Genomic DNA, 11,441 nt, shown 5'->3' on the forward strand with positions numbered 1-11,441 from the left:
CCACATGCCACGTTTTCGGAGAGGCACAACATGCCGCAAACCACCCCGCTGGAGTTTTTTTCCTTTGACGCCACCGCTGCGCTCACCACGCAAGTGACAGCAGTGAGCGCGGGACGAAGCGAAACGCTGCGCATCGCACGACAACGCCGCCTGAACGCAGCCAAGGCACTGCAGGCCTTGGACGAGCAAGCCCCGCGGCTGAAGAACACCTTGCAGGACCAACTCAAGCGCCAGTTCAAGGTAGACCCTTATGCCTGCGGCCTGAAACACGACGAACGCCAGGTCACCCTGTTGACCCTGGCCGCCCGGATGCTTGCCAGCCCCACATTCGCCGCCCCCTTCGCGGATTGGACATCCTGGGGGTTTCCCGAGGGCTCCCCGTACGCCACTTGGCAAGCCGGTGACTGGCTGTCCGGCTTGGTGCCCGTCTGGGCCGGTACCGGCATCAGGGCCTGGACCGACTATTGGTCCGGGCGCATGCCTGGCCAGGCCATCTCCCGCCAAGCCCATGCCGCCCAGCTATTGCGCGAGCACTTCGCCGCGAGCCTGGACCTGGCATTCGGGCTCGACCAGATCGATGCAGCGGCCTGGCGCCAGGGGCAGCCAAGCCCCACCACCGAATATGCCTTGGCGCGTTGGGTTCACCCCAACGGCAAGGCCGAGACCTGTATCGCTGCCCTGCTCGTCAAGCCCTGGCCCGGAGAAACTCGCTGGTTGCTGTACAGGCCCGATGCCGACAGCGTGATCGAGACCTTCGCAGACCACGACACACTGCGTACCTGGCTGCATTCCAATCGCTACATACTCTGGCCAGCCCCCGCCGCCCCGTTGGTACCAGGCAGCAGCGAAAGCGCCATCGACTGGATGGACATCACCGCCGATGGGTTTGCCAGTTGGGTCGAGGAAGCCCTGGACGACACGCAACGCAGCATATCGAACCACCTGATCCAGGCCGCCCAGGAAAGCGAGACCGACCCGCTGGACTGGACCGCACTTCAGGCCTGGGAAGAAAAACAGGCAATCGCACCACGCCCAGCCCTGCCTCCAACGAGCGAACAAACGATCGACACGCTCATCGCCCATGACCAGCAACTCGCCACTGAAGAACTGCATTTCGACGCCCTGCCCCAGCAGCTTCCCCTTGGCTGGCGTAAGCAGCGCATCGCTCGGCAAGAGCAGTTCCTCGCCACCTACCTGGGCGACGATACCCTCCCCTCTTCGAACAAGATGGCCAGGCTCAGGGAGCACCAGGCGCAGCTCGAGGCCATTGAAGCCGAGTTCGAGCGATTGTTTTCCCAACTGCCGACAACGATCACTGCGACTACCTGGGGCGAGCGACACGCAGAGACCAGCCGGTTCGATCACTTGAGTCAGCTCCGAGCCCGTGCATTGTGTAGCGAGGCTCGCCTTCAGCACCTGTTGGGCGAGCTGAAGGACGAACACCTTGCCTGGGTGGAAGCACTCGAAGCACGCCCCAAACCCAGCCTTCAGCGCAAGGTGCAGCCCTATGCGCTACGCATCAAGCTCGGCTCGAGATCCTGGCGGCTCACCAACCTGCTGGCACTGCAAGGCTTGCCTGACGCCGACACACTGGAACCGGACCGTTCCTGGCTGCTGTACAAGGCCGGGCGGGACGGCGGGCTGATGCACCTTGCCAGCCAGGCACAACTGGCCGAGCGGGTGCGCGCGACGCTCTACGGCGCCTGGCCGGAATCCTTGGTGCAGAGCGCCTGGCCGCAAGGCGCCCAGGCGTTGCTCGATGCCTTGTACGACCAGCCTCAAGCATTCGAACTCGTCTGTGAGCCGATCACCACCGATGCATTCGATTACTGCACCCAAACCCTGCTGGCCAGCCTGCCCCAGGCCCCCTCGCTGGATACCGTCGTGTCGCGCCTGGGCCTGGCCGTCAACCTGGCGCGTAGCCATGCATTCGCACGCCTGGCCGAAAGAAACCGGACCGACTTGATCAGCGCCAGGCTGCAACACCTGAAGCGCCTGCCCCCTGACGCACGCGTCGAACTGGCGGCCCAGGTAGAGGCGCTGCGCAAAGCCATGCTGACATCCAACCAACTGCTCGAGCGCGACCTCCCGGAGCGCGGGCAATTCGTTCGCAGTGCACTGGAGCAGAAACTGCGCGCCGACTTCGGCATGGAGACCACTGCACTCATCAAACTGGACATTGCCGACCACTTCCGCCGCCTACGCGAGCCTCTGGGCGAGTCCGGGGTGGGCCATGCCTTCAAGGAAGTGATCGTGTTCAGCACGTCGCGCAGCCTCATCGATCTGGCGGATTTCCTTTTATGGGCGCTCGACGATGACCTGAAACTGCGCCTGACCAATGCCAACGTCGTTTTCGCGGAAGGCCCGGTCGAACCGAAGGTTCGCGAGGGCGTGAACCTGAGCTACATCGCCAACGTGATGAAGACCCTGGATCTGGCCCAGGCTTACGAAGACCGCATCATAGACACCTTCAAAGGGTTGCCTGGCGAGTCCATGTTCGAAAGCGAGCGGCGCAAGGAAGCCTTGCGTACCCCGTTCGCACACCAGCTCAAGATCATCGCGCTGAGCCAACCGGACACCCTGGACGAAACAGGCCAGCGCATGCTCGAGCGCTTCTGCCTGGAGCAGGAGAACCCCAGTGAACCTTGCACCATCGACTTTCATACGGTGCTGCTGCGCCCTGGCACTGCAGCGGACGGCACCAGCGATGCCGTGACCCTGGCGGGCATCTTCCTGCTGCAGGCGGCAACAGGCCCGACCTTGTTGCTGGTGCCCGATGCGCCCGACGGCAAGAGTATCAGCCAATACGCGACCCCAGCGCTGGCATGCCGAGCCCTCGAGCACCGGGCACTGACCGATAGCATGAGTCGATACCTGGCCAAGCTGCCACTCGATGGCGCCGAGGCCGAGCACCTGGCCTACATCGACACCGCCCTGAGCCGGAACTTTTCTGGGTTCATCGGGCCCGGCATAGCGTTGTCCGGCCAGCTCGCCGCCTACCGAGCGACCTTGCTCATGGGCCGCCTGATCCACCAGAACCGGGCCACATCCCGTAGCCAGGTCGACCTGTATCTGGAAACGGAAGCCATCCGCCATGGCCGGGTGTACGACTACATCAAGATAGCCTTGGGTTTCGTGCCGGTCGTAGGCACGGCCATCGCCCTGTACGACGGTTGGCATGCCGCCACCGACAGTGTCGAGGCCTTTCTTCGCGGCGACTCGGCAAGCGGTATCGAGCACCTCAACAGTGTGTTCCTGTCGTTGTTCGACGCCATCATGGACCTCACGCCCGCCGTGGCACACCCTGCAGTACCGCGACCAACGGCACGCCTGAGAACCCGGCAACGTCAACTGACTAGCGCCACGCTCAACGGACACCACAGATACTCGACGTCATTCAGCGGCTATGAAGCCGAAGTACCGACAGGGCGCTGGGCTGCCCATGCAGGCGCTCATGGCGCCGGGATCCACCATCATGTGGGCTCCCAGACCGACTACATTATCCGCAACGGGCGCTATTACCAGGTCGAATGGGACGCGACCCATCTCACCTGGCGCCTGAAAGCCACCGCTACCCGCACCTACAAACAGCCCATACGCCTCGGCACGACAGGCGTATGGGAAACGCACGGCAGCTTGAGCGGACACCTGGTCGATAGCGGCCTGGCAGGCGGTGGCGGGTATGTCAGTTCCCTGTACGACCGCAGCCTGACCTCTCTGCGCAGAGCCTTGGGCCTGCAACCGAGGCAGCTCACACCCTTGGATATCCTGCAGGACATCCACACCAACAGACAGGCCCACAGGGCCCAGCTCTCGTCCAAGGTGGATGCCTTGAACAGCGCCACTGGCATGGGCCCCGACGGCCCCGTGAGGCCGGCTGCCTCGGCCGCCGAGATAAGCCGGGCCCGGAACGACGTGGTGAGCCAATTGCGCAGCTACCTGGACTTTCACCAACAGAGCCTGGAACGCCTGAGGTCACTGCGAGCCGAAATCGGCCGAACCGGCGCACGCAACATCATCGAGGAATTCGCTTTCGATATGGGACGGCAGCATCCAAATCTGATCCAGCAATTGCATATCAGGATGCTTGCTCACTTTGAGCGACTTGCGCCACTCGAGGCTGCCATCACCACCCTCGACCCCGCTCGACTAACTGCCCACGTGAAGGAACTACAGCATGCCTACGGTCAATTGGCGGATGCACTGAGGGACATCGAACAGGAACTTCAACGCATTGGGAAGATGCGCAACCAGTTACAAAAAAAGAACCTTACCGACTATCTCGAGAAACTCGACAAGCTGGACATTCCACTGAACCCGAACGGATACCGAATGGTGCGCCTCTCAGCCCTGGGCACGACCCTGCTGAACCCGAACGCGACCTTCGACCTGGTGTTCTGGCGCCAGTTCAACGACGAACTGGCTGCACTGCGCAACGCCTTGTACAGCCACGGCGACCTGCCGTTGACACCACTCAGTCAACGAAATGAACACCGCTTCCTGACCCAGCTGCAGCAGCAGTACCAGCGCTTCGATACCCGCATGCGTATCTGGGAAGACGCCTACCCCAACCAGGTCCAGGCCAATGCGATCGGCACAATGCGCACTGAACTATCGCGCCTGCTCACTGAAACGGAACAGTCCCTGGCCACGATAGCCCCTCGTCCAGTCGCACGGCGCCCCAACAGAGGGCCGAGACAGCCAATCCTGTTCGAGACCGAGGATCAGCGCCTGTATATCGGCCGCGAAAACACAGTGGCTGGCCAACAGCAAATGCAGATTGCCAACGGCGCCACGAACGAGCCCCATGCCACCTTCGGCAGAACGCCACAAGGGCAATGGCAGCGTACCCCGCCCGCTCCCCAAGGCTACAATGCCTCGCTGCAGCAGCTGCAATCGGCGGCCCGGAACCACTTGGCCAAGGTCCCGGAGGCAGAGGCGGCCTTGCAGCGTTACAAGGCGCAGAAGATGCTGCCCAGGGACCTGGAGGACTATGCACAAGGGTGTGCCAGCCCGCTGCGTGAGCTCGCCACGTCGATTGAGCGCCAGGCGGGCCAGGCCATCACCGATGCCTCGCGCAGCACGGTGAACCAACTCAGACAAGCAGCGGCGCAACTGGACGCGCTTGGACGGCGGCTGAGGATCGAGCAGACCAAGGCCACGAACAATCCCACGGTCGCTCATCTGGAGTACCTCAATGCCGAAGGCCAAGTGACGCTCGAATGGTCGCGCGTGCTTGAGCCCGCCAAGAACAGACAAGGCCATCCTATCGAGTATCTGGAGGAATACCGAATCATCGACAACGCCACGAACGCTGCGCTCTGGTATGCCCATTTCCATTTCAAGAAAAAGCCACGCCAGCAGTTCAGCAGGCTGGAGGCCGGGCACCTGAAGCTGGCCAGCGAACGAAACCAGGGGGCAGGCGCCTGGCGCGGCCCCATGACCGAGGCCCAAGCCACTTCGCTGTTCGACGGCCTACGTCCGAACCAGCCCTGAAACGGCTGAACGCCCGGGCCAGCAGAAGGCCCGGGCATCCTGTATCAGAGCTTGGCGATGGATACCTCGGTCGATTTGACGAAGGCAATCACCTCGCTCCCTACCTGCAACTCCAGCTCACGCACCGAGCGGGTGGTGATCACCGAGGTGACGATGCCGGAGGCGGTCTGCACGTCGATTTCCGACAGTACCGGCCCTTCGAGGATTTCCTTCACGGTGCCTTTGAACTGGTTGCGTACGTTGATGGCTTTGATGGTCATGGCTTGATTCCTTCTCGATGGCTTCAGGGGTTCAATGCGCCCAACGCAACTGCGTGGGCAAAGGGGCTACAGGTTCCGGCTCGGGCGGCGTGCCCGGCACGGCAAGAACACGGTCGAGCACTTCGCTTTCCAGCGCCGCCAGGCGATGGGAGCCCCGCGAGCGTGGCCGAGGCAGGTCGACGGCCAGGTCCAGGCCCACGGCGCCGTCCTCGATCAGGATCACCCGATCGGCCACGGCAACCGCTTCGTTGACGTCATGGGTGACCAGCAACACGGTGAAACCGTGCTCGCGCCACAGGCGCTCGATCAGTTGCTGCATCTCGATCCGGGTCAGCGCGTCTAGCGCACCCAGCGGCTCGTCCAGCAACAGCAGGCGCGGTTTGTGGATCAGCGCACGGGCCAGGGCCACCCGCTGCTTCTGCCCTCCAGACAGCGCAGCCGGCCAATCGTTGGCTCGTTCAGCCAGCCCCACGGCCTCCAGCGCTTGCAGCGCATCAGGGCGCCAATTGCCGGAAAGCCCCAGGCCGACGTTGTCGATCACCTTCTTCCAGGGCAGCAGGCGTGCGTCCTGGAACATCAGGCGCGTGTCTTCGCGCGCCTGTGAAAGCGGCGCGGCGCCGCCGAGCAACTGGCCGGCACTGGGCTGGTCGAGGCCGGCCAACAAGCGCAGCAAGGTGCTCTTGCCGCAGCCGCTGCGGCCGACGACGGCCACGAACTGCCCTGCCGGGATGTGCAGGTCGATGCCCCGCAGCACCTCGCGCTGGCCGAAGGCCTTGCGCAAGCCTTGGGCCGCCAGGGGGATGCCGCGCAGCAGGCGCGGCGGTTGTTCCTTGAGCACGGTCATACGCCCTCCTTCTTCGCCGCTTGATAAGCCGGGTGCCAGCGCAGCCAGACACGCTCCAGGCCACGAGCGGCCAGGTCTGCGAGCTTGCCGAGCACGGCGTACAGGACAATGGCCAGCACCACCACGTCGGTCTGCAGGAATTCCCGTGCGTTCATCGCCAGGTAGCCGATACCCGAATTGGCCGAGATGGTCTCGGCGACGATCAGCGTCAGCCACATGAAGCCCAGGGCGAAGCGCACGCCCACCAGGATCGAGGGCAACGCTCCCGGCAGGATCACCTGGCGGAACAGGCTGAAACCCGAAAGACCATAGCTGCGCGCCATCTCCACCAGGGCCGGGTCGACATTGCGGATGCCGTGGTAGGTGTTGAGGTAGATCGGGAACAGGGTGCCCAAGGCCACCAGGAAGACCTTCGCCGACTCATCGATGCCGAACCACAGGATCACCAGCGGGATCAGCGCCAGGTGCGGCACGTTGCGGATCATCTGCACCGAGCTGTCGAGCAGGCGCTCGCCCCACTTCGACAGGCCCGTGATGAAGCCCAGCACCAAGCCGATGCTGCCGCCGATCGCAAAGCCCAGGGCTGCGCGCCAACCGCTGATGGCCAGGTGCGTCCAGATCTCGCCGCTGCGTACCAGCTCGACGCCGGCGCTGAACACCGCGCTCGGTGCCGGCAGGATGCGGGTCGACAGCCAGCCACTGGCAACCGCCAGCTGCCACACCGCCAGCAACAGCAACGGCAGGGCCCAGGGCGCCAGGCGCTTCGGCCAGGCTGAGGCAGAAATTGCATGACTCATGACCTGCCCCTCAGCTCTGCGCCACGGATTTGGGCAAGATGTCGTTGGCGACCATTTCGCCGAACGGGCTTACATAGCCGCCGCTGCTGGGCTGTTCTGGGCGTTGCACGTCCAGGTGCGGGAACAGTAGCTCGGCGACTCGGTACGACTCCTCCAGATGCGGGTAACCGGAGAAGATGAAGGTGTCGATGCCCAGGTCCGCGTATTCCTTGACCCGGGCCGCCACGGTTGGGCCATCGCCCACCAACGCGGTACCGGCGCCGCCGCGTACCAGGCCGACGCCGGCCCACAGGTTGGGGCTGACTTCGAGCTTGTCGCGCTTGCCGCCGTGCAAGGCGGCCATGCGCTGCTGGCCTACCGAATCGAAGCGCGCCAGGGACGCCTGGGCACGGGCGATGGTGTCGTCGTCCAGGTGCGAGATGAGTTTGTCGGCAGCCGCCCAGGCTTCTGCGTTGGTTTCACGTACGATCACGTGCAGACGGATGCCGAAGCGCACCTCTCGCCCCTGGGCGGCGGCTTTCTGGCGTACCTGGGCGATCTTCTCGGCCACCGCGGCGGGCGGTTCGCCCCAGGTCAGATACAGCTCGACCTGTTCGGCGGCCAAGTCCTGGGCCGCATCGGAAGAGCCGCCGAAATACAGCGGCGGGCGCGGCTGCTGGATCGGCGGGTAGAGCAGCTTGGCGCCCTTGACCTGGATGTGCTTGCCGTCGTAGTCGACTACCTCGCCTTCCAGCACCTTGCGCCAGATGCGGGTGAATTCCACGGAGGCCTCGTAGCGCGCCTGGTGGTCCAGGTGCAGGCCATCGCCGGCCAACTCGTCCGGGTCGCCGCCGGTCACCAGGTTGAACAGCGCCCGGCCATTGGACAGGCGATCGAGGGTGGCGGCCTGGCGCGCCGCCACGGTCGGCGAAATGATGCCGGGGCGCAGGGCCACCAGGAACTTCAGGCGCTGGGTCACCGGAATCAGCGACGCCGCCACCAGCCAAGAGTCCTCGCAGGAACGCCCGGTGGGAATCAGCACGCCACCGAAGCCGAGGCGGTCGGCGGCCTGGGCGATCTGCTGCAGGTAGCCGTGGTCGACCGCCCGGGCGCCGTCGGTGGTGCCCAGGTACTTGCCGTCACCGTGGGTCGGGAGGAACCAGAAGATGTTCAGGCTCATTGGAGTTGTCTCCTCAAGGTTGGCTCGAGCCGGGGGGCGCCCCGGCGCTGGCGAATCGGTCAAGGCGCGTTGGCGACCTTGGCGGGGGGAGTCCAGATCACGTCCTTGATGCTCAAGGGCTTGGGGATCAGCTTCAGGGCCTTGAAGGTGTCGGCGATCTTCTGCTGTGCGGCGATCACCTCGGGCGTCAGCGGCGTGGCACCGAAACCCTGGCGCTTGACCGAGGTGAGAACGATGTCGGCCGGCAGCCCGAGCAGCGGCGCCACCTGTTCGGTGACCACTTGCGGGTTGGCCTGGGACCATTGGCCGATGCCACGCACCTCATCGACCAGGGTCTGGATCACGGCCGGATGGTCCGTGGCGTATTGGCGCGTGGCCAAGTAGAACTGGTGGTTGTCTACCAGGCCCTTGCCGTCACGCAGGGTGCGCGCCTGCAACTGCTGTTCGGCGGCAGCCTGGTACGGGTCCCAGATCACCCAGGCGTCGACGCTGCCGCGTTCGAAGGCGGCGCGGGCATCGGCCGGCGGCAGGTACACCGGCTGGATGTCGCTGTATTTCAAGCCCGCATCTTCCAGGGCGCGGACCAGCAGGTAGTGCACGTTGGAGCCTTTGTTGAAGGCGACCTTCTTGCCCTTGAGCTCCTTCACCGACTGGATCGGCGAGCCCTTGGGCACCAGGATCGCCTCGCTGTGCGGGGCTGGCGGCTCATAAGCCACGTAGAGCAGGTCGGCGCCGGCAGCCTGGGCGAATACCGGCGGTGTTTCGCCGGTGACACCGAAGTCGATCGAGCCGACATTCAGCCCTTCGAGCAGCTGCGGGCCGCCGGGGAACTCGGTCCACTGGACCTGGATGCCCTGCTCGGCCAGACGTTTTTCCAACGTGCCCTTGGCCTTGAGCAGCACCAGCGTGCCGTATTTCTGGTAACCGATACGCAGGCTTTCGGCCTGGGCCTGGCTGATGGCGCCGAAGGACACAGCCGCCGCGAACAGGGCGACCAGACCACGACGCAAGAAGACTGTGCGCATGGCGCTCTCCTGTGCGAGTTGGGTTCGGGTTGCACCTGCTTGCCTCGTTGGCGGGCGAGTAAGGTGGGAAAACGATGAAGCGGTAAAGGAGGCTCAGATGCTCCAGCGAGCCGTGAGCAAACGTTCGTTGAGCACGCCTGGCGGCACGGGCTTGGGGCGGCGGGCCAGGGCGCTGTGGAACAGTTCCAGCGAATCGAGCAGACGCGCTTGCAGCGCCTCGGCCAGCTGTGCGGGCCTGCCGTGCTCGCCATAGGCGATCTGGCTGTCGTCGGCGAAGATCCCTTGCAGGGTCTCCTGCGCCTTGAGTGCAGACAGTACCGGTTTAAGTGCGTAATCCACCGCCAGCATGTGGGCGATGCTGCCGCCGGTGGCGATGGGCAGCACGACCTTGTGCTCCAGGGCGCGCTCAGGCAGCAGGTCGAGCAAGGTCTTAAGGGCGCCGGCGAAGGACGCCTTGTACACCGGGGTGGCGACCACCAGGCCATCGGCCTGGGCGACCAGTTCGTTGAAATGCTTTACCTGCGGGCTGTCGAAGCGTGCATGGAGCAGGTCCTCGGCGGGGAATTCACGCACCTGGAACGTCACCACTTCTACACCACGGTCCTGTAGCCATTGGCGCGAACGCTCGAGCAGCACACCGGAGCGTGAACGGGTACTGGGGCTACCGCCAAGAGAAACAACCAGCATGAAAACGCTTCCTTCGATTCGTTTGCAAGGCCACGAGGGAGTGGCCTCGTTGGAATGGAATCGACATTAACAGGCTGTCAAATATAGCTAGAAATCATATTTTTTCATTTGCTTATGCCATTTTTATTTCGTTGTTTCTGGGGCTGCTTTGCAGCCCTTCGCGGCACAAGGCCGCTCCTACAGGGATCGGCGTACGCTGGCCCCAACAGGGGATCGGCGACATTGGCCGCTGTAGGAGCGGCCTTGTGCCGCGAAAGGGCCGCAAAGCGGCCCCTAGGCCCTGCGACTCATCCCAATCTCCATGTCGTCGATCAGCGCCTTGGCCATCGCACTGAGAATCCGGGTCGTGCTGCCCGCAATCCGATCACCTTCCATTTCGGCCTCACAGGCCAGGTGGCGAATACACCCCAGCAATACGGAAAGCTCGTCGAACGCCTGCTGGAACGGGATGCCGGGTTGGATGCGATACAGGTCCAGGCAGGTCTGGACGCCTGCGGTCTTCCAAGAGGGTGGAGGTTCGCTCGGCGCGTCAGCGGGAATGTCGGTGGAAGGGTCAGGGAATCTAAGCGGGGGTGGGTCGGGAACGATTTTTTTCATGATCAAGTTCTCTGCGCGATTGGAAAGTCGCTACCGCCAGGGTCTTTCTCACGAGACAAGGGTGGCAGCCGTGCACACGGGGTGAGAAACCGAGGCGCAAGAGAAACTCGGCCAGACCGAAGTCTGCCCGGACACGGCTGCCATAACAGGAAGGCCAGCTCTTTACGCTATCGGGTTCTCACACCCGGTCGCCAAATGTAACGACCCGGTGAAGTTATCCCCGGGGTATTCCCCCAACAATGAGGCGGCTTCCGGCAGGCACGTAGGATAGTTCGCTAATTGCAGCAAGCTGAAGCATTTGGTTTCAGGTTCGGAAATGTCTGACACAGCCGAGTTCGCGGGGGATGCTTTGCAGCCATCGCCGGCAAGACCGGCTCCCACAAGAGCTCAAGAGCAGCGGTGAACCTGTGGGAGATTCTATGGTTGTGGGCAAGCCGGCTCCCACTGGTACAGCGCCAACCACATCCTGTGGGAGCCGGCTTGCCGGCGATGAAGACAACCCTTTACCCAAAGCCAGATCGCATCCCGGTGTGGGTAATCACCATGCACTCAACCAGCCCTGCTCGCTCAGGATTC

8 protein-coding genes are annotated in these 11,441 nt (G+C 63.7%); 1 reads left to right on the plus strand and 7 read right to left on the minus strand.

Annotated elements, in window-relative coordinates; translation table 11 throughout:
- Positions 1-102: 102 nt before the first annotated feature.
- Complete coding sequence (locus tag ACNFG0_RS13415; protein ID WP_416765184.1) at positions 103-5,496, plus strand: hypothetical protein; 5,394 nt, start codon at positions 103-105, stop codon at positions 5,494-5,496.
- 44 nt (positions 5,497-5,540) lie between these two features.
- Here the strand turns inward: ACNFG0_RS13415 and ACNFG0_RS13420 are convergent, their stop codons facing one another.
- From ACNFG0_RS13420 to ACNFG0_RS13450, 7 genes are all read right to left on the minus strand, one after another.
- Positions 5,541-5,756: a TOBE domain-containing protein gene (locus ACNFG0_RS13420; protein WP_003255829.1), complete on the minus strand. Its 216-nt coding sequence runs from the start codon at positions 5,754-5,756 to the stop codon at positions 5,541-5,543.
- A 31-nt stretch (positions 5,757-5,787) separates the two neighbouring features.
- On the minus strand, positions 5,788-6,600 hold the full coding sequence (gene ssuB / locus ACNFG0_RS13425) for an aliphatic sulfonates ABC transporter ATP-binding protein (protein WP_196144190.1): 813 nt from the start codon (positions 6,598-6,600) through the stop codon (positions 5,788-5,790).
- Positions 6,597-7,397: an aliphatic sulfonate ABC transporter permease SsuC gene (gene ssuC, locus ACNFG0_RS13430; protein WP_416765187.1), complete on the minus strand. Its 801-nt coding sequence runs from the start codon at positions 7,395-7,397 to the stop codon at positions 6,597-6,599. Before ssuC ends, ssuB begins: the two co-directional genes overlap by 4 nt.
- 10 nt (positions 7,398-7,407) lie before the next feature.
- The gene (ssuD, locus tag ACNFG0_RS13435; RefSeq protein ID WP_196156200.1) at positions 7,408-8,556 is read right to left on the minus strand and encodes an FMNH2-dependent alkanesulfonate monooxygenase; all 1,149 of its coding nucleotides are present in this window, start codon (positions 8,554-8,556) and stop codon (positions 7,408-7,410) included.
- A gap of 59 nt (positions 8,557-8,615) precedes the next feature.
- A complete protein-coding gene (locus ACNFG0_RS13440) occupies positions 8,616-9,581 on the minus strand; it encodes a sulfonate ABC transporter substrate-binding protein (protein WP_416765189.1) in 966 nt (321 codons plus the stop codon).
- A 93-nt stretch (positions 9,582-9,674) separates the two neighbouring features.
- Entirely contained in the window at positions 9,675-10,268 is a 594-nt protein-coding gene (gene ssuE / locus ACNFG0_RS13445) for an NADPH-dependent FMN reductase (RefSeq protein ID WP_196144194.1), read from the minus strand.
- Positions 10,269-10,541: 273 nt separating this feature from the next.
- Positions 10,542-10,745 carry a DUF3077 domain-containing protein gene (locus ACNFG0_RS13450; protein ID WP_230381297.1) on the minus strand — a complete coding sequence of 68 codons (204 nt, stop codon included), beginning with the start codon at positions 10,743-10,745 and terminating at the stop codon, positions 10,542-10,544.
- Between the last annotated feature and the right edge of the window lie 696 nt (positions 10,746-11,441).

This window comes from Pseudomonas sp. NY15372 (assembly GCF_048068215.1).
GTDB lineage: Bacteria > Pseudomonadota > Gammaproteobacteria > Pseudomonadales > Pseudomonadaceae > Aquipseudomonas > Aquipseudomonas guariconensis_A.